21 protein-coding genes are annotated in these 21,439 nt (G+C 70.5%); 14 read left to right on the top strand and 7 right to left on the bottom strand.

All coding sequences use genetic code 11. The features are described 5' to 3' along the window. Positions 1 to 78 precede the first annotated feature (78 nt). Complete coding sequence (gene rsmI, locus AB0B29_RS10960; protein WP_362236880.1) at positions 79 to 927, bottom strand: 16S rRNA (cytidine(1402)-2'-O)-methyltransferase; 849 nt, start codon at positions 925 to 927, stop codon at positions 79 to 81. Positions 928 to 1,037: 110 nt separating this feature from the next. Here rsmI and AB0B29_RS10955 point away from each other — a divergent pair, with 110 nt between their 5' ends. The 5 genes from AB0B29_RS10955 to AB0B29_RS10935 all read left to right on the top strand — a co-directional run bounded on the left by AB0B29_RS10955 (position 1,038) and on the right by AB0B29_RS10935 (position 5,866). After that, positions 1,038 to 2,786 (top strand): dolichyl-phosphate-mannose--protein mannosyltransferase, encoded by a 1,749-nt coding sequence (locus AB0B29_RS10955; protein WP_362236878.1) that lies wholly within the window; start codon positions 1,038 to 1,040, stop codon positions 2,784 to 2,786. 207 nt (positions 2,787 to 2,993) lie between these two features. Further along, entirely contained in the window at positions 2,994 to 3,134 is a 141-nt protein-coding gene (locus AB0B29_RS10950) for a hypothetical protein (RefSeq protein WP_436845825.1), read from the top strand. Between the two features lie 458 nt (positions 3,135 to 3,592). Further along, positions 3,593 to 4,057, top strand: a complete 465-nt coding sequence (locus AB0B29_RS10945) for a Pycsar system effector family protein (RefSeq protein ID WP_362236875.1) — start codon at positions 3,593 to 3,595, stop codon at positions 4,055 to 4,057. Between the two features lie 283 nt (positions 4,058 to 4,340). Further along, positions 4,341 to 4,883 carry a DUF6932 family protein gene (locus AB0B29_RS37740; RefSeq protein WP_436845824.1) on the top strand — a complete coding sequence of 181 codons (543 nt, stop codon included), beginning with the start codon at positions 4,341 to 4,343 and terminating at the stop codon, positions 4,881 to 4,883. Further along, positions 4,880 to 5,866 carry a hypothetical protein gene (locus AB0B29_RS10935; protein ID WP_362236870.1) on the top strand — a complete coding sequence of 329 codons (987 nt, stop codon included), beginning with the start codon at positions 4,880 to 4,882 and terminating at the stop codon, positions 5,864 to 5,866. The genes AB0B29_RS37740 and AB0B29_RS10935 overlap by 4 nt, the downstream gene beginning before the upstream one ends. Positions 5,867 to 6,253: 387 nt before the next feature. Here the strand turns inward: AB0B29_RS10935 and AB0B29_RS10930 are convergent, their stop codons facing one another. Further along, positions 6,254 to 6,511: a hypothetical protein gene (locus tag AB0B29_RS10930; protein WP_362236868.1), complete on the bottom strand. Its 258-nt coding sequence runs from the start codon at positions 6,509 to 6,511 to the stop codon at positions 6,254 to 6,256. A gap of 243 nt (positions 6,512 to 6,754) precedes the next feature. On the opposite strand from AB0B29_RS10930, the gene AB0B29_RS10925 reads away from it, so the two are divergent. Both AB0B29_RS10925 and AB0B29_RS10920 read left to right on the top strand, forming a co-directional pair. After that, positions 6,755 to 8,389, top strand: a complete 1,635-nt coding sequence (locus AB0B29_RS10925) for a penicillin-binding transpeptidase domain-containing protein (RefSeq protein WP_362236865.1) — start codon at positions 6,755 to 6,757, stop codon at positions 8,387 to 8,389. A gap of 103 nt (positions 8,390 to 8,492) precedes the next feature. Continuing rightward, positions 8,493 to 10,160 (top strand): penicillin-binding transpeptidase domain-containing protein, encoded by a 1,668-nt coding sequence (locus AB0B29_RS10920; protein ID WP_362236862.1) that lies wholly within the window; start codon positions 8,493 to 8,495, stop codon positions 10,158 to 10,160. A gap of 63 nt (positions 10,161 to 10,223) precedes the next feature. Here the strand turns inward: AB0B29_RS10920 and AB0B29_RS10915 are convergent, their stop codons facing one another. Next, the gene (locus AB0B29_RS10915) at positions 10,224 to 10,589 is read right to left on the bottom strand and encodes an SsgA family sporulation/cell division regulator (RefSeq protein WP_362236859.1); all 366 of its coding nucleotides are present in this window, start codon (positions 10,587 to 10,589) and stop codon (positions 10,224 to 10,226) included. 169 nt (positions 10,590 to 10,758) lie between these two features. Between AB0B29_RS10915 and AB0B29_RS10910 the strand changes: the two genes are divergently transcribed. The 6 genes from AB0B29_RS10910 to AB0B29_RS10885 all read left to right on the top strand — a co-directional run bounded on the left by AB0B29_RS10910 (position 10,759) and on the right by AB0B29_RS10885 (position 15,563). Continuing rightward, positions 10,759 to 11,823, top strand: coding sequence for an energy-coupling factor ABC transporter permease (locus tag AB0B29_RS10910; RefSeq protein WP_362236856.1), 1,065 nt, complete (start codon positions 10,759 to 10,761; stop codon positions 11,821 to 11,823). Between the two features lies 1 nt (position 11,824). Beyond that, positions 11,825 to 12,586 (top strand): cobalt ECF transporter T component CbiQ, encoded by a 762-nt coding sequence (gene cbiQ, locus AB0B29_RS10905; protein WP_362236853.1) that lies wholly within the window; start codon positions 11,825 to 11,827, stop codon positions 12,584 to 12,586. Further along, positions 12,574 to 13,341, top strand: a complete 768-nt coding sequence (locus AB0B29_RS10900) for an energy-coupling factor ABC transporter ATP-binding protein (protein ID WP_362236850.1) — start codon at positions 12,574 to 12,576, stop codon at positions 13,339 to 13,341. Before cbiQ ends, AB0B29_RS10900 begins: the two co-directional genes overlap by 13 nt. Before the next feature lie 10 nt (positions 13,342 to 13,351). Beyond that, the gene (locus tag AB0B29_RS10895) at positions 13,352 to 13,813 is read left to right on the top strand and encodes a MarR family winged helix-turn-helix transcriptional regulator (RefSeq protein WP_362236847.1); all 462 of its coding nucleotides are present in this window, start codon (positions 13,352 to 13,354) and stop codon (positions 13,811 to 13,813) included. Between the two features lie 104 nt (positions 13,814 to 13,917). Next, positions 13,918 to 14,364, top strand: coding sequence for an organic hydroperoxide resistance protein (locus AB0B29_RS10890; protein WP_362236844.1), 447 nt, complete (start codon positions 13,918 to 13,920; stop codon positions 14,362 to 14,364). Positions 14,365 to 14,399: 35 nt separating this feature from the next. Continuing rightward, on the top strand, positions 14,400 to 15,563 hold the full coding sequence (locus tag AB0B29_RS10885) for a serine hydrolase domain-containing protein (protein WP_362236841.1): 1,164 nt from the start codon (positions 14,400 to 14,402) through the stop codon (positions 15,561 to 15,563). Positions 15,564 to 15,610: 47 nt separating this feature from the next. Here the strand turns inward: AB0B29_RS10885 and AB0B29_RS10880 are convergent, their stop codons facing one another. The 4 genes from AB0B29_RS10880 to AB0B29_RS10865 form a co-directional block, all read right to left on the bottom strand. Beyond that, on the bottom strand, positions 15,611 to 15,886 hold the full coding sequence (locus tag AB0B29_RS10880) for a DUF1876 domain-containing protein (protein WP_053675991.1): 276 nt from the start codon (positions 15,884 to 15,886) through the stop codon (positions 15,611 to 15,613). Positions 15,887 to 15,958: 72 nt separating this feature from the next. After that, positions 15,959 to 16,804, bottom strand: a complete 846-nt coding sequence (locus AB0B29_RS10875) for a DMT family transporter (protein WP_362236838.1) — start codon at positions 16,802 to 16,804, stop codon at positions 15,959 to 15,961. Next, on the bottom strand, positions 16,801 to 17,316 hold the full coding sequence (locus AB0B29_RS10870; protein WP_362236835.1) for a YbaK/EbsC family protein: 516 nt from the start codon (positions 17,314 to 17,316) through the stop codon (positions 16,801 to 16,803). The genes AB0B29_RS10875 and AB0B29_RS10870 overlap by 4 nt, the downstream gene beginning before the upstream one ends. Positions 17,317 to 17,398: 82 nt before the next feature. Continuing rightward, positions 17,399 to 18,001 carry a TetR/AcrR family transcriptional regulator gene (locus AB0B29_RS10865; RefSeq protein WP_362236832.1) on the bottom strand — a complete coding sequence of 201 codons (603 nt, stop codon included), beginning with the start codon at positions 17,999 to 18,001 and terminating at the stop codon, positions 17,399 to 17,401. A 153-nt stretch (positions 18,002 to 18,154) separates the two neighbouring features. Here AB0B29_RS10865 and AB0B29_RS10860 point away from each other — a divergent pair, with 153 nt between their 5' ends. Further along, the gene (locus tag AB0B29_RS10860; RefSeq protein WP_362236830.1) at positions 18,155 to 21,397 is read left to right on the top strand and encodes a S41 family peptidase; all 3,243 of its coding nucleotides are present in this window, start codon (positions 18,155 to 18,157) and stop codon (positions 21,395 to 21,397) included. Positions 21,398 to 21,439: the final 42 nt, after the last annotated feature.

Below are 21,439 nucleotides of genomic sequence, written 5' to 3'. Positions count from 1 at the left end.
AGGGGCGCGGGGAACTGCGCGATCAACCACAGTCAACGCGCGCCCCGCCAAGCACCCGGGCCCCCACCCGAACCCGGCTCACCCACCGGCATTCTTCGCGGCGACCACCGCATCGAAGACCACCCGCTTCGGCACCCCGGCCTCCACCGCCACCGCGGCGATCGCCTCCTTGCGCCGCTCCCCCGCTTCCTCCCGCACCCTCACCCGCCGCACCAGCTCCTCCGGCCCGACCTCCTCGGGCCCCTTCTCCGGCGCGCCCTCCACGACGACGGTGATCTCACCGCGCACGCCCTCCGCGGCCCACGCGGCCAGCTCCCCCAGCCCGCCCCGCCGGACCTCCTCGTACGTCTTGGTCAGCTCCCGGCACACCGCGGCCCGCCGCTCCGCCCCGAACACCTCGGCCATGGCCGACAGCGTGTCGTCGAGCCGGTGGGGAGCCTCGAAGTACACGAGCGTCCGACGCTCCTCGGCGACCTCCCGCAGCCGCCCCAGCCGTTCCCCCGCCTTGCGCGGCAGGAACCCCTCGAAGCAGAACCGGTCGACGGGCAGCCCGGACAGCGCGAGCGCGGTGAGCACCGCGGACGGTCCGGGCACGGCGGTGACCCGCACGTCCCTCTCGACGGCGGCGGCCACCAGCCGGTACCCCGGGTCGGAGACCGACGGCATGCCCGCGTCCGTGACGAGCAGCACCCGCGCCCCGCCGACCAGTTCCTCGACCAGTTCCGGCGTCCGGGCGGACTCGTTGCCCTCGAAGTACGACACCACCCGGCCCTTGGGGGTGACGCCGAGCGCCTGGGTCAGCCGGCGCAGCCGCCGCGTGTCCTCGGCGGCGACGACGTCGGCCCCGGCCAGTTCCTCGGCGAGCCGGGGCGGGGCGTCCGCGATGTCGCCGATGGGGGTGCCTGCGAGTACGAGGGTTCCGATCACGTCCCCATCCTCCCAGGGGCGGCGACCGGGGACTCCTCCCAGGGGCGGACGATGCGGACGCATACGGCCATGCACGGGACTCACACAGAACGGTTCCCTACGATGGCGCGGTGACCAGTACCGCGTCCTCCACGGACACCCGTCAGGGCCAGGCGCCGCTCGACCAGCGGCCGTCCTGGCAGCAGCGGCTGCGCCGCTTCGGCTACCAGGGGCAGCCCGGCAGCGACGCCCGCGACGTCCGTGACCGCCTGGTGCCGCCGTACACCGAGCCCTCCCCGCGGCTGTGGGCGGCGCTCGGCGTCCCGCACACGCTCGCGGGCCGGCTGGTGCGCTGGTCGGGCTGGATCGGACCGCTGCTCGTAACCCTGCTGGCGGGGGTGCTGCGGTTCTGGAACCTGGGCAGCCCCAGGGCGGTGATATTCGACGAGACGTACTACGCCAAGGACGCGTGGGCGCTGGTCCACCGCGGGTTCGAGCTCAACTGGGACAAGAACGCCAACGACCTGGTCCTGTCGACGGGCGGCCACGTCACGCTCCCGGCGGACGCGGCCTATGTCGTGCACCCGCCGGTCGGCAAGTACGTCATCGGGCTCGGCGAGCTGATGTTCGGCTTCGACCCCTTCGGCTGGCGGTTCATGACCGCGCTGCTCGGCACGCTGTCCGTGCTGCTGCTGTGCCGGATCGGCCGCCGCCTGTTCCGCTCCACCTTCCTGGGGTGCCTCGCGGGCGCCCTGATGACGGTGGACGGCCTGCACTTCGTGATGAGCCGCACGGCACTGCTCGACGGTGTGCTGATGTTCTTCGTGCTGGCGGCGTTCGGCTGTCTGCTCGTCGACCGGGACAAGGCCCGTGGGAAACTCGCCGCCGCGCTGCCGCTGGACGAGGACGGCCGGGCCCGGCCCGACCGGCACACGGCCGAGACGGCCCGCCTGGGATGGCGCCCCTGGCGCTGGGCCGCGGGCCTGATGCTGGGACTGGCCATCGGCACGAAGTGGAACGGCCTCTACATCCTGGCGGCGTTCTGCCTGATGGCGGTGTTGTGGGACGTCGGCTCGCGGCGGGTCGCCGGTGCCCGTCACCCGTACTCGACGGTCCTCAAGCGCGACACGGGCCTCGCGTTCCTCGCCACGGTCCCGGTCGCCCTGGTCACCTACCTGCTGTCCTGGACCGGCTGGATCCTCTCCGCCACGAACGGCTCCGGCGGCTACTTCCGCAACTGGGCCGCCACCAGCGGCAAGGGCGGCAACTGGACCTTCCTGCCCGACTGGCTGCGCAGCCTGTGGCACTACGAGCACCAGGTGTACGACTTCCACGTCGGTCTGTCGTCGCCGCACACGTACCAGTCCAACCCGTGGAGCTGGCTCGTCCTCGGCCGGCCGGTGTCGTACTTCTACGAGTCCCCGGCCCCCGGCAAGGACGGCTGCCCCGCCGACGCGGGCGAGAAGTGCGCCCGCGAGGTGCTCGCGCTCGGCACGCCGCTGCTGTGGTGGGTCGCCTGCTTCGCCGTCCTGTACGTCCTGTGGCGCTGGTTCTTCCGCCGCGACTGGCGCGCGGGCGCCGTCGCCTGCGGCATCGCGGCCGGCTACCTGCCCTGGTTCATGTACCAGCAGCGCACGATCTTCTTCTTCTACGCCGTCGTCTTTCTGCCGTTCCTGTGCCTGGCGGTGGCGATGCTGCTCGGCGCGATCATCGGCCCGCCCCGCTCCTCCGACACCCGCCGCGTCGCAGGCGCCACGGCAGCGGGTGTCCTGGTCCTCCTGATCACCTGGAACTTCATCTACTTCTGGCCCCTGTACACGGGCCAGGCCATCCCGATCGACGACTGGCGGTCGCGGATGTGGCTGGATACGTGGGTATAGGACTTGTCCGGCCGACCATGTGACTGCTCCGCGCCGGAGTTGATGCGGGCATGGGGCGGGATGATTCGACGTATGCCGAGTGGGAACGGCTCCGGCCGTTCCTGCCGGTGTGCAATGGGTGTTTTGGCAGGTGGCGGAACCATCGGCAGGTGATCGACGGAGTTCTGCGACGCAGGCGACCAGGCTCTGCCACGGCGTTTCGCCCTGGTGTCGAAGCACAACAGCGTCGAACGGGCGATCAACCGCCTCAAGCAGGCCCGGGCCGTCGCCACGCGCTACGACAAGCGCGGCTGCGTTTTCCTCGGCACCGCCACCGCGGCGTCCGTTGCGATCTGGCTCCGAACGTGAGCTCCTTAAGCGACCCAGCAGTAGACGTCTTCGCCCTGGCGTCGGGCGCTGCTGACGAGAGCCGCCAGATCGCTCAGGATCGCTTCGGCGATCTCCGCGTCGCGTCATCCGGAGCCGCGAAGAACTCGACGATGATGCTCACCCCGGCATCATGCCGGACGGTCGTTAGGCTCGTGGGCCCCTCGGACGGCCCGAAGAGGGCCCCCTCCGGGACCCGCCACGCCGACCGGCAGCTTTACAGTCCGCGCAGTCAAACCGCACTGATCGGCAGAAACACTCACGCTGGCCTCGCCTACCTACCCCACGCCAGTCCCACTAGCCTGCCAGGCAAGCTCAGGCGTTCCCCTCTGATCACGTGGCAGGCTCCACAGCTCTGCGCTCGCCAGTTGGCTGAGAACCAAGACGCGCTCGAGACCGTCATACAAGGCACTCTCCTCTCCCTCCGTCTGGAGTGCCGCATGACAGCAGAGCCCTCGGACCTAGCGACACGGAACCTGAACGCCGCACAATCAATGCTGGAGAGAGAACTAGTCAGGCACGACACCAAGGCCAGCCTCTTGATCGCGATCAATGCCGGAACCCTGGCCTTAGCTGTCTCCCTTGGCCGTGGGACTCATACAGGGCTCGCACTTTTCGTCCTTGGGCTGGCCGGTTCGTCCCTCCTCGTTGCATCCCTCTTCGTACTGCTGATCTCCATACGTCCGCACCTCGCAGGCTCGGCCGGTGAAGGTTGGGAGCTCTGGTCCAGCATGGATCAGGAAACCCTCGTGAACCACATGGAGGCAGACAGGCGGACCGACAATGTCCTCTTCCTCTCATGCATATTGCACCGCAAATTCAAGCGGCTAAGACTGGCTTGCGACCTGCAGCTAGCAGGGCTGACGACCCTGGTCTGCGCCGCACTCACCACTGGTGTCGCGTGAAGGAGCCAGCCCTACCACAGGCGATCAGTAGATTCACAGGCCCCTCAGGCTCGTCAGAGCAGGAGCACTGTGGCCTGCGGAACCTGCGACCACCCGATGGCCGGCCCTCGCGTCGTCCGCACCTCGTCCGGAGAGCTACGCAGGACGACCCGCGCCCAGCAAGGCCCCCTACGGGCCTACGGTGATCCTTTAACCGACCGCGGGAATAGGCGATACCACTCGCGAGGTGCGGTTGCGCCGCTAGGATCGTCGTGCCGATCAAGCGGGAGGGGGATCGGACATCTTGACCTGTCTGCCCATTCTTGACCCGATCACGGGCTTGCTGCCACCGGGCCGTTACGCGGCCTCACTGGACGAGTTGTACACAACGCTCGTCGCTTCCACAGACTCAACTGTCCGCCGCGAGATCTGGGAAGAATGGACCACACACCACAGATTGGTTGAAGCACAGGTAGGGGAGGTCACACGCATGTGGGTTGGAGGGAGCTTCGTGAGCAACAAGCTCGACCCCAGTGATGTGGACGTGACCTACCTGGTCAACGCCCAGGTCTATGATGATCTTGATCGCGAGACGCTGACAGATCTTGCCGACCTGACTGACGCCGCTTGGTGTGCTGAGCAAGGCATGCGCGTGGACGCCCTGCTCCTGCGTCTCCCGAAGAGACTGCCCGTCTCTCAGATGGCACCCAGCCTGTTGGATGCGAAATCAAGCGAGTCGTTTCGAGACCTTGGCCTCTACGATGAGGTGTGCCAAGCCATCAAGCCGCCGTCGGTCCACTCAATTCCGAGTGAGCTGCGTCGAGGCTATGTAGAGGTGCTGCTATGACACCGCGTGCACCCATGCCTGACCCATCAGACAAAGATGCCGTCCGCCAATGGATGAGGCAGATCCGGAACAGTCGCGCTCACGGCAAAAATGAAGCACCGGCAACGCCGGAAGAGTTTTCCGTAGTGCAGCGCAAACGACTCCTTCGGTCAATCGGAGTCCCACTGGAAGAGACCGAACGGCGTCGACTCGACGTGGCGCTGACCGGCGCTCCAACCGTGCACCACACAGTCCCTGTGTCCACGCTTGGAGCATTTCTGACGCACCTACAAGAGTCCGTTTCTGCTGTGGCTCAAGCCGTATGCGGTCGCCCCACCAGGTTCGCTTCGATCCCGCGCGACATTCGCGAGGCTACAGCCCTGAGTGCCGCTGCCACATATCCGTCATCTTTCGGTGTGGCGATGTACGGACCACCTGCGGACGAAAGTCAGTATGATCTTTTCGGCGAGCCGTCCGGGCACTTGCACACGATCCTCGATGAGGCAGTCAATAAAGTGCTCGATATCGTGGACCTGTCAGAGGGGATCGGCTCCTCCAATGATCTGCTGACCGAGCAGTTGGCCCCTCTTGGCCAGAGAGCCATGAAACACATCGGGTCACTCACGGCAGGACTCACAGACGCTGGCGTGGGCGTTCGCGTGGCCTGGCAGGCACGCGAAGGAGCAGTCAGACGAAGCGACTGGAGCCCATCTGGAGTGCAGAGAGTTCGCCTCCTATGCGAAGAAAGCGAATTCACTGAAGCAGAAAGAGTCACGGTGACCGGATGGCTGGGCACAGCCAGCTCATTCCGCGGAAAAGTCGAAATCCGCACCGACAGCGGCGAGGTTATTCGCGCCAGCACCGATGAAGAACTGACGGGACGACTCGGCGAGTATTTCAACAAGCGGGTTGAAGCGAACATCGAAGTCGAAAAGGTCGTATTCGCCGGCGGGCGAGAGCGCAGACTCTATTCGGTACTGAGTCTCAGGAAGCTGACGGAGTGAATAGGCACGCCATCCCGACCCTCTTCGCGGTGAGCGCACCGAACGGGCCCGGACGCTGCATCCGGGCCCGTTCGCCGTTCCACCGGCAGGCCGGGATGTTGGCCCTCAGTCGTCCGCACGCTGACCGGAGATACCGTTTGACGCCGACCTGAGTAGAATCCGCGCTCTGCACTGCGGCGGACAGCGGGTCGTGTGCTTGTCGCACAGGCGGGATGGCCTGAGGCGATTCGTGAAGGGCAAGGGATCGAGGCCATAAGCCGCTCAGTCGGTTACGAAGCCGCCTTCGAGGAGTTCAAGGAGGCAGACCGGCTGGACACGAGGGTCTAGCCGGCCACGGCGCCATGGCGCTCTCGCAGGCTGCTCGGGCGTCGTGGTCGTCGCGGGTCGTCAGCGGTTGGCGCGGGCCCCGGGCACTACCCGCTTTCTCATGCTCATCGAGCAATACGCGGCAGACTTCCGTGAAGTCGTCGAGCCGGTCGACCGCCAGCAGGCTTGCACCGGCAGCCGCGCGCAGCGCGCCTTCGCGACCGGCACGGGGCTGGGCTCCTTCCCCTCAAGCAGCCGGCCGATGTTGATCCAGCCCAGCACCTCACGGTGGGCTTCGTCTGCCGCCTCGGCTGCCCTCATCGGCCCTTCCAACTGCACCGGGAGTACGCCTCCTCAGAACCGCTTGCGCCTTCACGAGCGATGTGTGGGACTCGGCGGCCTCGGGCAGATGGAGTCGAGCGCGCGCTAGGCCCCGGCCCGCGTCTCAACCGATCTGCGTTCGGTCAAAAATCGAAACGCCTGTGCCGTTGGTAACCCCTCGCGCATAGAGTGCTCCCGGGATCGGGCTTTCTGAACGCGTTCAACGGGACGCGGAAGGCTCAACGGGGAGGGGACCACCCTATGAGCAAGGGGGTCAAAGCCGCCGTCATAGGCGGGGTGTTCGCGGTGATGCTGGGTGGGGCCGGGTACGGCGCCTACAACATCGTGAGCGCCCTGAGCGGTGACGGGGGCGGTGCGGACGGGGTCGCCGCGGAGAAGCGGACGGGGCCGCCCGGCAAGGACGAGGTCAAGGAGACCACGGCCGCGTTCTTCAAGGCCTGGCAGTCGGGAGCGTCCGCGAAGGCGGCGTCGTACACCAACAACGACGCGGCCGCCGAGCAGCTGCTCAGCGCCTTCGCGGACGAAGCCCACATCACCGACGTGAAGATCACGCCGGGTACGGCGAAAGGCACCACCGTGCCGTACGCGGTGAAGGCGACGGTGGCCTACGACGGGAAGTCGAAACCGCTGAGCTACCGCAGCGAGCTCAAGGTCGTGCGCGGGCTCACCACCGGTCGCGCACTGGTCGACTGGCAGCCGTCCGTCGTGCACCCCGAGCTGCAGAAGGACGACACGCTCGTCACCGGGAAGTCGGCCGCCCCGCCCATCGAGGCGGTCGGCCGCGACGGCTCCGTGCTGACGAAGGAGAAGTACCCCTCCCTCGGCCCGGTCCTGGACGCCCTGCGCGGCAAGTACGGCGAGCAGGCCGGCGGCACCCCCGGCATCGAGCTGGTCGTCCGGCACGACGGCGACGGCGGGCCCGACACCCCGCTGCTCACCCTCGCCAAGGGCAAGCCGGGCAGGCTCGCCACCACGATCAGCCCGAGCGCGCAGGCGGCCGCCGAGAAGGCGGTCAAGCGGTTCGCCCAGTCGTCGGTGGTCGCCGTCAAGCCCAGCACCGGCGAGGTGCTGGCCGTGGCCAACAACCGCACGGACGGCTTCAACGCGGCCTTCGAGGGCCAGTCGGCACCCGGCTCCACCATGAAGATCATCACCGCCGCGATGCTCATCGACAACGGCGTGACCTCGATGAACGGCCCGGCGCCCTGCCCCGACACCGCCGTGTGGCAGAGCCAGACGTTCAAGAACCTGACCGATATGAAGCCGAATGAGAGCGCCACGCTGGCCGACAGCTTCATGCGGTCCTGCAACACCGCCTTCATCAAGCTCATCGACGAGAAGCCGCTCACGGACGCCTCGCTGACCCGGGAGGCCGAGGACCGCTTCGGGCTGGGGCAGGACAACTGGAAGACCGGCATCGTCTCCTTCGACGGCAGCGTGCCCGCGGTCGACGGGCCGGACCGGGCGGCGGGCGCCATCGGGCAGGGGCAGGTCCAGATGAGCCCGCTCAACATGGCCTCGGTCACCGCGACCGCCATCACCGGGGCCTTCCGCCAGCCCTACCTGGTCTCGCCGAAGCTGGACGGCCGGGAACTGGCACAGGCCGAGGGCCTGCGGTCGAGCACCGCCGGCCAGCTCAAGCAGATGATGCAGCTCACGGCCACGCAGGGCACCGCCGCCGAGGCCATGGCCGGACTGGGCCGTGACATCGGCGCCAAGACCGGCTCCGCCGAGGTCGACGGCAACGCCAAGTCCAACAGCTGGTTCACCGGATTCCGGGACGACATCGCGGCGGCGGCCATGACCGAGGAGGGCGGCCACGGCGGCGACGCGGCCGGGCCGATTGTCGCAGCCGTGCTACGAACAGGTGGCTGATCTCACCTTCGAGGAACGGGACTCTAGGGTGGTGGCCGTCGTTGGGATGTGGGACGGCTGAGGGCGACGGGGTCCCTGGGGATTCGCGGAGGAAAGAACAGCAGTGGGCAACAGAAGGCGCGTCGCCGAGCGACGGAAGACGAGACCCGCCGTGATCGGCGGGATGATCGCCGTGGTCGTCGGCGGTGCCGGGTTCGGCGCCTACGCGCTGTACGGCGGCGGTGCCGCCGCCGACGACGGCTCGCGGGCGGCGGACCACAAGGCCAAGGTCAAGACCGGTCCGCTGTCGCCGACCGAGGTCACCACCACCGCCACCGCCTTCCTCACCTCCTGGCAGTCCGGGAAGATCACGCAGGCCGCCGCCGCCACCGACGACCCCTCCGCGGCCCGGCCGCTGCTCACCGGTTACACCAAGGACGCCCACATCAAGGACGTCACCCTCACCCCGGGCAAGCCCGCCGGCGACAAGGTGCCGTTCTCCGTCAAGGGCACGGTCTCCTACAAGGGCACCGACAAGCCGTTGGCGTACGACAGCGCCCTGACCGTGATGCGCCGCACCTCCGACGGGAAGCCCCTGGTCGACTGGCACTCCGCGGTCGTCCACCCGGACCTGAGGGACGGCGACACCCTGGTGACCGGTGAGGCGGGCACGCCCCCGGTCAAGGCCCTCGACCGGGACGGCGGGGAGCTGACCACGAAGAAGTACGCTTCCCTCGGCCCGGTCCTGGACGGGCTGCGCGAGAAGTACGGCAAGGAGGCCGGCGGCAAGGCCGGTATCGAGCTGCGGGTCGTGCGCGGCAAGGCCGCCAAGGCGAAGGACCTCTCCGACAAGACGCTGCTGGAGCTGAGCGAGGGAACGCCGGGCACGGTGAAGACCACGCTGGACCCGGCCCTGCAGGCGGCGGCCGAGCAGAAGGTCGCGAAGAAGGCCAGGTCTTCGGTGGTCCTGCTACGGGTGTCGACCGGCGAGATCCTGGCCGCGGCCAACGCCTCACCGGGCTTCAACACCGCTTTCCAGGGCTCCCTGGCCCCCGGCTCCACGATGAAGGTCATCACCTCGTCGCTGCTGCTGGAGAAGGGCCTGGCCGCGGCGGACAAGAAGCACCCGTGCCCGAAGTACTTCACGTACGGCCACTGGAAGTTCCAGAACGACGACAAGTTCGAGATCAAGAACGGCACCTTCAAGGCGAGCTTCGCCCGGTCCTGCAACACGGCCTTCATCAGTCAGGCCCCGAAGCTGAAGAACGACGACCTGACCAAGGAGGCCCAGCAGGTCTTCGGCCTGGGGCTGAACAACTGGGCCATCGGTGTGCCGTCCTTCGACGGCGCGGTGCCGGTGCAGTCGGCGGCCCAGATGGGCGCCTCGCTGATCGGGCAGGGCGGGGTCCGCATGAACCCGCTGAACATGGCGTCGGTCTCGGCGACGGTCAAGGCCGGCACCTTCCACCAGCCCTACCTGGTCTCCCCGGACGTGGACGGACGCACGCTGGCGAAGGCCTCCCGCACCCTGCCGGCGAGCACCCTGTCCCAGCTGCGGGAGCTGATGTCGTACACGGCCGCTTACGGCACGGCCGCGGAGGCGATGGCCGGGGTCGGCGGCGACGTCGGGGCGAAGACCGGGTCGGCCGAGGTCGACGGGCAGAAGAAGCCGAACGGCTGGTTCACGGCCTACCGGGGCGACCTGGCCGCCGCGGGCGTGGTCCAGCAGGGCGGGCACGGCGGCTCGACGGCGGGTCCGATCGTGGCGGCGCTGCTGAAGATGGGCGGCTGAGACAGACGGCCGGCCCGGCAGCCCGCCCCGGCAGCCCGACCCACCGGCGGCCGAGGTCTGGACTCAATGGGTGACGGGTTCCGCGGCGGCCGTGTACGTGCGCCGCAGGAACCGCAGCAGCGCCTGCCGCTCGAACTGCACCACCGACACGCCCTCCGCGGTGTGGAACTCCACGACGACCTGCACCCGGCCGCAGGGCCACACCCGGACCTCGCCGCTTCCGGCGGGGGCGCGCAGCCCCTCCTCCAGCAGCTCGCGGCCCACGGTCCATTCCCCGCCACCGGCCCCGGGCAGCGCCATGCGCACCTTCCGGGGGTCGTGGTCGGGGTCGTACCGCAGCCTGACCGGAACCGCCTCCAGCTCGTCGACGAGCGGGACGGCCGCGTCCGAGACGATGTGGGCTCGCGCGTACTGCTCGACTACGGACATCGGACGGCCCCTTCACCGTGCGCAACTCCGAGTGGAGACCTTGCGTCCACTCCTTCTCCAATGTCGCATATTTTCCGGATTACGCCCGTGGGGCCGGATATATCACGCGTGAGATAAAACGAGCTTCACGCTCTTGCAAACTGTTCGCATCAAGCCACATCATCGAACGGTGCATGTACCTGACGGATTCATCAACGCGCCCACCTCCGCCGCCACCGGTGTGATCGCCGCGGGCGCCGTCGCCGTGAGCCTGCGCGGCGCACGCCGCGAACTCGACGAGCGGACGGCGCCGCTGGCCGGACTCGTCGCGGCGTTCATCTTCGCCGTGCAGATGCTGAACTTCCCCGTCGCGGCGGGCACCAGCGGCCATCTGCTCGGCGGTGCGCTGGCGGCGATACTCGTCGGCCCCTACACGGGGGTCCTGTGCGTCTCCGTCGTCCTGCTGATGCAGGGCATCCTCTTCGCGGACGGTGGTCTGACCGCGCTCGGCGTGAACATCACCAACATGGCGATCGTCACGACGGTCGTCGCCTACGCCCTCTTCCGCGGCCTGGTGAAGGTGCTGCCCCGCACCCGCCGGTCGGTCACCGCGGCCTCCTTCGTCGCCGCCCTGGTCTCCGTCCCGGCCGCCGCGCTGGCCTTCACGCTGATGTACGCGATCGGCGGCACCACCGACGTCTCCCTGGGCAAGGTCGCCACCGCCATGGTCGGCGTGCACGTCCTGATCGGCATCGGCGAGGCCGTGATCACCGCACTGACCGTCGGCGCGGTCATCGCCGTACGTCCGGACCTGGTGTACGGGGCGCGCGGTCTGACGCAGAAGCTCAAGCTGCGGGTGAACGGCGAACTGGTCGACGTGCCCGACGCGCGGCCCGAGCCCGCTCCCGTGGCCGCCCGGACCTCGCACCGCAAGGTGTGGGCCGCGGGCCTGGTCACCTCCCTCGTCCTGGCCGGCTTCGTCAGCTTCTACGCCTCGGCGAACCCCGACGGCCTGGAGAAGGTCGCCGCCGACCACGGCATCGACAAGAAGACCGAGGAGCACTCCACGGCCGACTCCCCGCTCGCCGACTACGGCGTCAAGGACGTCGACGACGCCCGCCTGTCCGGAGGGCTGGCGGGCGTCATCGGCGTGGGGGTGACGGTCGTCGCGGGCACCGGCGTGTTCTGGGTGGTGCGACGCCGCCGGACGGACGACGCCTCCCCGACGGACACCACGAGCATGACGAGCGTCTGACGTGGGAGCAGGGCACGCGCACAAGCTGTACCGGCACGGGCACTCGCCCGTGCACGGCCTGCCGCCGCACACCAAGCTCACGGCCGTGTTCGCCTTCGTGGTGGTCGTGGTGTCGACGCCGCGCGAGGCGATGTGGGCGTTCGGGCTGTACGCCGTGCTGCTCGGGGCCGTCGCGTACGCCGCGCGCGTGCCCGTCGGCTTCCTGCTCAGGCGGCTGCTGATCGAGGTGCCGTTCGTCGCGTTCGCGGTGCTCATGCCGTTCGTGGCGGAGGGCGAGCGGGTCGACGTCCTCGGTCTGTCCCTGAGCGTGAACGGCCTGTGGGGCGCATGGAACGTGCTCGCCAAGGGCACGCTCGGCGTCGCCGCCTCGGTACTGCTGGCCGCCACGACCGAGCTGCGCGAACTGCTGCTGGGCCTGCAGCGCCTCAAGCTCCCGCCGCTGTTGGTGCAGATCGCGTCCTTCATGATCCGTTACGGCGACGTCATCACCGACGAGATGCGGCGCATGCGGATCGCCCGGGAGTCGCGCGGCTTCGAGGCGAAGGGCGTCAGGCACTGGGGCGTGCTCGCCAAGTCGGCCGGCGCGCTGTTCATCCGCTCCTACGAGCGCGGCGAGCGGGTGCACCTGGCCATGGTCAGCCGCGGCTACGCCGGCTCCATGCCGGTCATCGACGAGGTGACCGCGTCCCGGGCGCAGTGGTCGTACGCCCTCGCCCTCCCCTGCGCCGCCCTGCTCGTCTGTCTGCTGGGATGGACCCTGTGACTGCTTCTCTTCAGGTCTCCGGCCTCGCCTTCGCCTACCCCGACGGGCACCAGGCCCTCTTCGGCGTCGACTTCTCGGTCGCGCGCGGTGAGCGGGTCGCGCTGCTCGGGCCGAACGGCGCCGGGAAGACGACCCTCGTGCTGCACCTCAACGGCATCCTGACCGGCGGCGCCGGCACCGTGCGGGTCGCCGGGCTGCCCGTGGACAAGCGGAACATGGCCGAGATCCGGCGCCGGGTCGGCATCGTGTTCCAGGACCCGGACGACCAGCTGTTCATGCCGACGGTCCGGGAGGACGTGGCGTTCGGGCCGGCGGCGGCCGGGTTGAAGGGGCCCGAGCTGGAGGAGCGCGTGGACCGGGCGCTGGAGCGGGTCGGCATGGCGGAGTTCAAGGACCGCCCGCCGCACCACCTGTCCTTCGGGCAGCGCCGCCGGGTGGCGGTCGCGACCGTACTGGCGATGGAGCCGGAGATCCTCGTGCTGGACGAGCCCTCCTCCAACCTCGACCCCGCCTCCCGCCGTGAACTGGCGGACATCCTGCGCTCCCTGGACGTGACCGTGCTGATGGTCACGCACGACCTGCCGTACGCCCTGGAGCTGTGCCCGCGCTCCCTGGTCCTCAGCGACGGGGTGATCGCGGCCGACGGGCCGACCGGCGAGCTGCTCTCGGACGAGGAGCTGATGCGGGCCCACCGCCTGGAGCTGCCGTTCGGCTTCGATCCACGTTCCGTCCCGGTGGCGCCGGCCCGTCCGTGACAATGGGCGCGTGACGAACGAGGAGAGCGACGGATCGCTGCTGCTGGACGAGCAGCTGTGCTTCGCGCTGTACGCCGCGCAGCGCGCGGTGACGGCGGCGTACCGCCCGCTCCTCGATGAGCTGGGCCTCACCTACCCGCAATACCTGGTACTGCTGGCCCTGTGGGAGCGCGGCGAGACCGGCGTCAAGGATCTGGCCGCGGCGCTGCGCCTGGACTACGGCACGGTCTCGCCGCTGCTGAAGCGGCTGGAGGCGGCCGGTCTGGTACGGCGTGAGCGGTCGGCCCGGGACGAGCGGTCGGTGCTGGTCGCCGTGACGAGGCGCGGGGAGGAACTCCGCGAGCGGGCGGGGCGGGTGCCCGGTGCGCTGCTCGCGGCGACCGGGCTCGACGCGGCGGAGGCCGGGCGGCTGCGTGGGGAGCTGTGGCGGCTCGCCGAGCGTGCGGAATCCACGGCGGACCGGTCCCGCTGAGGGTTACCCCCGGTTGCCCACCCCCTGCTCGCGACAAGGGAGTTACCGGCCAGTACCTTGTGCACGATGTACTTGTGTGCACTTGGTTCCCGGGGGAGGACAGCATGACTGACGGCCCCGCCGTCGACACCCGCCCGACGAAGATCATGTACGTGGCGGAGGCCACCGCTCACGGCGGCCGCGAGGGCTACGTGACCAGCCAGGACGGTCAGCTCGACCTCAGGGTCGCGATGCCCCCGCAGCTCGGCGGCGACGGCAACGGCACCAACCCGGAACAGCTCTTCGCGGCCGGCTACAGCGCCTGCTTCCACAACGCCCTGATCCTCGTCGGCAACCGCGAGGGCTACGACCTGTCCGGCTCCACGGTCGCCGCGAAGGTCGGCCTCGGCCCCAACCAGCAGCGCGGCTACGGCCTCGCGGTCGCCCTCAGCGTCTCGCTGCCGGTCGTCGACACGAACCTCGCGACCAGGCTGGTGGACGCGGCCCACGAGATCTGCCCGTACTCGAACGCGACCCGCGGGAACATCGACGTGACCATCCTGCTTGGCTAGAGGGGAGCAGCCCCGCACCAAGGAGGAGTACCGACGTGGACGTGAACGGCACAGTCGCCGAGGGCTTCGAGCCGGTCAGGGACGCGTTCGTACGGAACTTCGAAGCGCTCGGGGACCGGGGTGCGGCGGTCGCCGTCTACCGGGACGGGCACAAGGTCGTCGACCTGTGGGGCGGCACGAAGGACGTCGACGGAACCGCCCCCTGGGAGCGCGGCACGGCCCAGGTCGTGCGCTCGGCGACCAAGGGTGTCGCCGCCGCCGTACTCCTGCTGCTGCACCAGCGCGGGCAACTGGACCTGGACGCGCCGGTGGGGCACTACTGGCCGGAGTTCAAGGCGCGGGGCAAGGAGCGGGTGCTGGTCCGGCACGTGCTGGACCACCGCGCCGGTCTGCCGGTCCTCGACCGGCCGCTCACCCCGCAGGAGGCGCTCGACCCGCTGCGGGGCCCGGAGGCGCTCGCCGGGCAGGCCCCGGCCTGGGAGCCCGGCACCGACCACGGCTATCACGCGCTCACCTACGGCTGGCTGGTCGACGAACTGGTGCGGCGCGTGACCGGTCAGGGCACCGGTCAGTGGCTGGCGTCGCAGGTCACCGGCCCGCTGGGGCTGGACGTCTGGCTCGGCCTGCCGGAGTCGGAGGCCGCCCGGGTCGGGCGGGTCGGCCGGGTCGAGGGAGCCGAGCCGACCGGTGGCCTGCGGGCCCGCCCCAAGCGCTCGGTGACCGCGGCCTACGAGGATCCGGCCTCCCTCACGCGCCGGGCGTTCGCCGCGATCTCCCCGTTCCCGGACCAGAACGACCCCGCCTACCGGGCGACCGCCCTCCCCGCGACGAACGCCATCGCGACGGCGGACGGGCTGGCCCGCTTCTACGCGACGCTGATCGGCGACACGGCCGGCACAGGGCGCCTGTTCACCCCGGAGACGGTGGAACTGGCCCGGGCCGAGGAGTCGGCGGGCCCCGACCGGGTCCTGGTGGTCGGCACCCGCTTCGGCCTCGGCTACATGCTCCACGGCAGCGCCTCGCCGCTCCTGACCCCCGGATCCTTCGGCCACCCCGGGCGCGGCGGCGCCCTCGGGTTCGCCGACCCGGAGACCGGGATCGCCTTCGGCTACGTCACCAACGGCTTCCGCAAGACGGTGACGGCGGACCCGCGGGCGCAGGGGCTGGTACGGGCGGTGCGGGGCGTTCTGGACCTCTAGCCGCTCTACGGGCCGCTAGGGCCTGTCGTTTGGCCAAACGACAGGCCCTAGACGTGGATGGGGTGGGAGGTCCGGCCGGACGCCTGGTCGATCTCCTCGTGGGCTTTGGTCAGCAACCGCATGGCGAGTTCGTTCAGCGCCCTCGCGCCGGCGATCTCCTCCCCGACCCTCGGCTGATTCGCGTCGGTCCGGTGCCGGCTCGCATGTCCGTGTGCCCGTACCTCGCTGCCGTCGGGCAGGCGGACCATCGCGGCCGCGCGCGTGTGCTGGTCGTCCTCCGTGAACTCCATCTCGACGTGCCACCCCACGGTGGTGTGCATCATGACGATCACCTCCGGAACGCTTAATTCCAGGGTGCTCCTCGCACCCGCCGGACGCACCCGCCTGGCGGGCCCCTACCCGGCGTGCAGCATCAGCCCGATCCCGACGACCAGGAGCCCGGCCGCCGCGATCCTCGGCGCCCCGAACCGTTCCTTGAAGAACACGGCCCCGATCGCCGCGCCCACGATGATCGACGACTCGCGCAGGGCGGCGATGGGGGCCAGTTCGGCCCTGGTCTGGGCCCACAGGACGAGCGCGTAGGCGGCGACGGACAGTGCGGCACCGATCAGCCCGACCCCGGCGAAGGGCCGCAGCAGGGCGACGGTCTCCCCGCGCCAGCGCCACACCGCGTACGCCGGGATGACCACCCCCTGGACCGCCATCAGCCAGGCGATGTACCCGAGGGAGGACCCGGAGGCCCGCACGCCGAGACCGTCGACGACGGTGTACACCGCTATGGTCAGCCCGGTCGCCAGGGCCGCCCCGATCGCCGCCCAGTCGGGCCGCCGCCCGCGCAGCCCCCACAGGGCGACGCCGGTCAGCCCCGCGCAGGACAGGGCGATCCCGGCGGCGGCGCGGCTGTCGGGCACCTCGTGTGCGAAGAGGGCGGCGAGCAAGGTCACGACGAGGGGCGCGGTGCCCCGGGCGATGGGATAGGCCTGCCCGAAGTCCCCCAGCCGGAAGGACGTCATGAGCAGGGCGTAGTAGGCGATGTGGACGGCGGCGGAACCGAGCAGGTACGGCCAGGCCCCGGCCGCGGGGAACGTCACGAAGGGTGCCAGGGCCAGTCCGATGACCGTCCCGCCGCCCGAGATCAGCGCGAAGCCGACGAGCTTGTCGGTGATCTTGTGGGCGATGGCGTTCCAGCTGGCGTGGGTGACCGCGGCGAGCAGGACGGCGGCGGTGACCAGAGGGGTCACGAGGTGGGCTCGCGCACGTCCACCAGGGTGCCGTCGGCGTACGTCACGAGGTCCTTGGGGGCGATGGGGAACACGGCGTACGGCGTCCCGGCCGCGGCCCAGACGACGTCGTGCTCCAGCAGGGACCGGTCGGCGAGCACCCGGGTTTTCGTCCGGTGCCCGAAGGGCGGCACGCCGCCGATGGCGTACCCGGTGGTCTCCCGCACGACGTCCACCTTGGCCCGGGTGACCTTGTCGGCACCGAGCTCCTTGCGGACGAGTTCGAGGTCGACCCGGGAGGCGCCGTCCATGAGCACCAGCACCGGAACACCGTCCGCAGCGAAGATCAAGGACTTGCAGATCTGGCTCAGCTCGCACCCGACGGCGGCAGCGGCCTCGGTGGCGGTACGGGTGGCGTCCGGAAACCGGCGGACCCGCTGCACCAGGTCTGCGGGCCCGAGCTCGCGCAGGGCCTCGGCGAATCGGGGGTGGGCTCCGGAGTCTTCGGCGTCAGTGGCGGCTGTCGTCGTCATGGGGAGCACCGTAGTAGTCCGTGTAGGGCGCACGCGAGTGGGTTCGGAGCGCGCGGGCGCGGCTCGCCGCCGACCGGAACGGCTACTCGGCGGGCACGCCGAGGGCCGGGAGGACCACGGCGTCGATGTACGAGGTGAGGAAGGCCGCCGTCGGGGGCTGGTCGTCGACGATCGCGCGGGTGACGAAGGCGCCGAGCATCATGTGCCCCACGAACTCCAGCGCCGGGCAGTCCGCGCGGACCTCACCCCGGTCGACGGCGCGCTGGAGCACGCGGCGCGAGTCCGCGATCTCGGGCTCGACGATCTGGCTGCGGAACTCGCGGTGGAGGTCGGGATTGGCGTGCATCGCCGTGGCCAGGCCGCGCATCAGGGCGCCGTTCTGCTCCATCTCGGCGTCGTCCGCGCGGGCCATGATCGCGTGGAAGTCGCCGCGCAGCGAACCGGTGTCGATCTCTCCGAGGTTCTTCACCGGCTTGTTGTGGCGGAGCGCCTTGACGACCAGCTGGGCCTTGCCGCCCCACTGGCGGTAGAGGGTGGCCTTGCTGGACCGGGTGCGCGCCGCCACGGCGTCCATGGTGAGGGCGTCGTAGCCGACCTCACGGAGCAGGTCGAGCACGGCCGAGTACAGCTCGGCCTCCCGCTCGGGGGTGATGCGGCTGCGACGCGCGGCGGCGACCTCGGTCATCCCTCTCGCCCTCCTGCTCCGAACGACACGGTTTCGTACGTCACGAATGTAGCGCACCTCTGAAAGAAACGAAACGGTTTCGTACGTGTAGCGATCGCGCGTGGGACTCCGCCCTGAGTTGCCCGGGTACGTCCCCCGGCAAAGCATGAGGACGTGACCTATCTGCGCCTGCCGCACCTCCATGACGACCTGCTGTGCTTCGTGGCCGAGGACGACCTCTGGCTCGCCCCGCTCGACTCCCCCGGCCGGGCCTGGCGGCTCACCGTCGACCGCACCAAGGCGGGTCACCCGCGCTTCTCGCCCGACGGCCGTCACCTCGCGTACACGAGCTGGCGCAGCCTGGTGCCCGAGGTCCACGTCGTCCCCGTGGACGGCGGGCCGGCCCGCCAGGTGAGCCACTGGGGCAGCGCCGACACCCGGGTCTGCGGCTGGACCCCGGACGGCGAGATCCTGGCCGTGGCCTCGCACGGCGAGCCCTTCTCCTACTTCACCTGGGCCTACAAAGTCACCCCGGGCGGCGACCCGGGCCGCAAGCTGCCCTGGGGACCGGTCTCCGACATCCAGGTCGCCGACGTGGACGGGGAGCGCAAGTCCCTCCTCCTCACCGGCACCCCGCCGCACGAACCCGCCTCGTGGAAGCGCTACCGCGGCGGGGCGACGGGCCGGCTCTGGCTGCACGGCGAACGGCTCCTCGAAGGCATCGGGGGCCACCTGCACTCCCCCATGTTCGTCGGCGGCCGCATCGCGTTCCTCTCCGACCACGAGGGCGTCGCCAACCTCTACTCCTGCGCCTACGACGGCTCCGGGCTGCGCCGGCACACCGACCACGACGCCTTCTACGCCCGGCACGCCGCCAGCGACGGCACCCGGGTGGTGTACCAGTGCGGGGGCGACCTGTGGCTCGTCGACGACCTGTCCCCGGACTCCGGGCCGCGCCGGCTGGACGTACGGCTGAGCGGGCCCCGGACCGGGCGGCGCCCCTACCAGGTGGCGGCGTCCCGGCACCTCGACGGGCTCTCCGTCGACGAGACCGGGCGGGCCAGTGCCGTCGTCGTGCGCGGCAGCCTGTACTGGCTGACCCACCGGGACGGCCCGGCCCGTACCCTCACGGACACCCCCGGCGTCCGCGTGCGGTTGCCGGAGATGCTCGGCGGCAGCGGGCGGGTCGCGTACGTGACGGACGCCGAGGGCGAGGACGCGATCGAGATCGCCACCCTGCCCCGGGCCAGCGGCGACCGGGCACCCCGGCGGCTCGCCCCGGGCCGCCTGGGCCGCGTGCACGAGCTGGTCTCCGACCCGCAGGGCGAGCGGCTGGCGGTCGCCTCGCACGACGGCCGGCTTCTCCTCGTGGACGTCACGGAGGACACCGGTGGCGAGGTCACCGAGCTGATCCGGTCGGTCAACGGACCCGTGCGCGACCTCGCGTTCTCCCCGGACGGAACGTGGCTCACCTGGTCGCACCCGGGCATCGGACGGACGCTGCGGCAGATCAAGATGGCCCGGCTCGCCGACCGGCTCGTCGTCGACGTCACGGGCGGCCGCTTCGAGGACGAGAACCCGGTCTTCACCAGCGACGGCCGGTACCTCGCCTTCCTGTCCTGGCGCGGCTTCGACCCCGTCTACGACGTGCACACCGGCGACCTGTCCTTCCCGCTCGGCTGCCGCCCGTACCTGGTGCCGCTGTCCTCGGCGACGCCGTCCCCGTTCGCCGTGAACCCCGAGGGGCGCCCGGCGGCCGGTGGCCTGGACCCGGTCGAGGACGACGGCGACGGGGACCACGGGGCCGCCGTGACCGTCGAGGCCGAGGGGCTGGAGAGCCGCGTCACGCCGTTCCCCGTGGCCGCCTCCAAGTACTCGGCGCTGCGGCCGGTCGCGGGCGGCGGGCTGGTGTGGCTGCGCTGGCCGATCTCCGGAGCCCTCGGCGAGACGTTCGCCAACCCCGACGACACCAGCGGCCGGCCGACCCTGGAGCACTTCGGCATCACCAAGGCCAGGAAGTCCGAACTCGCCCAGCACCTCGACTGGTTCGCCGTCAGCGGCGACGGCAGCCGGCTGGTGATCGTCGACGAGGGCGAGCTGCGCGCGGTCCCGGCCAACGAGCAGGGCGACAGCGACTCCACCGTGTGGATCGACGCCCGCCGCATCCTGCACACGGTCGACCCGGCGGCGGAGTGGCGGCAGGCCTACGAGGAGGCCGGCCGGCTGATCCGGGCCTACTTCTGGGAACCGGGCATGTGCGGCATCGACTGGGACGGGGTGCTGGACCAGTACCGCCCGCTGGTCGAACGGGTCGCCTCCCCCGACGAGTTCGCCGACCTGCTGCGCGAGGTCCTCGGCGAACTGGGCACGTCCCACGCCTACGTCACCGCCGCCCGGCGCAACGAGGGCCCGCCCCACTACCAGCGCCGGCAGGGCCTGCTGGGCGCCAACTTCGTCCGCAGGGACGGCGGCTGGACGGTCAAGCGGATCCTGCTCGGCGACTCCTCCGACTCCAAGGCCCGCTCCCCGCTCGCCGGCACGGGCATCCGGGAGGGCGCGGTCCTCACCCACGTGGACGGCCGCCCGGTGGACCCGGACACGGGCCCGTATCCGCTGCTGGCAGGGGCGGGCGGTACGACGGTGGAACTGACCTTCACACCGGCCGAGGACGCGACGGGGGGAGCCGCGCCCCGGCGGGTCGCCGTCGTCCCGCTCATCGACGAGCGCCCGCTGCGCTACCAGGACTGGGTGGCCAAACGCCGGGCGGTGGTGCGCGAGTTGAGCGGCGGGCGCTGCGGCTACCTGCACATCCCGGACATGGGTGGTTCGGGCTGGGCCCAGTTCAACCGCGACCTGCGCATGGAAGTGTCCCGCCCCGCGCTGATCGTGGACGTGCGCGGCAACGCGGGCGGCCACATCAGCGAACTCGTCATCGAGACGCTGAGCCGGACGATCCTGGGCTGGGACCTGACCCGGGACGCCCAGCCGGTGTCGTACGCCTCGAACGCCCCGCGGGGCCCGGTGGTCGCCCTGGCGGACGAGGCGACCTCCTCCGACGGCGACATGATCACCGCCGCGTTCAAGCTGCTGAAGCTCGGCCCGGTCGTGGGACAGCGCACCTGGGGCGGTGTGGTCGGCATGACCGGCCGGCACGAACTGGGCGACGGCACGGTGATCACGGTGCCGATGAACGCGGCCTGGTTCGACGCGTACGGCTGGTCGGTCGAGAACAAGGGCGTCGCCCCCGACATCGACGTCCTGCGCACCCCGCTGGACTGGGCCGAGGGACGGCACGCCCAGCTGACCGACGCGGTGGAACTGGCACTCGGGCTGCTGGCGACCGACCCCCCGGCGACCCCGCCGACCTACAGCGACGTACCGGACCGCTCCCGCCCGAAGCTGCCGCCCAGGACGTGAACGCCCGGACGCGGACAGGGGGAAAGGGGCGCCCCGCACGGG

It is taken from the genome of Streptomyces tibetensis, from assembly GCF_040647715.1.
GTDB lineage: Bacteria > Actinomycetota > Actinomycetes > Streptomycetales > Streptomycetaceae > Streptomyces > Streptomyces tibetensis_A.
Note: the sequence above shows the minus strand (reverse complement) of the source record. Positions and strands in the feature narration are given on the sequence as shown.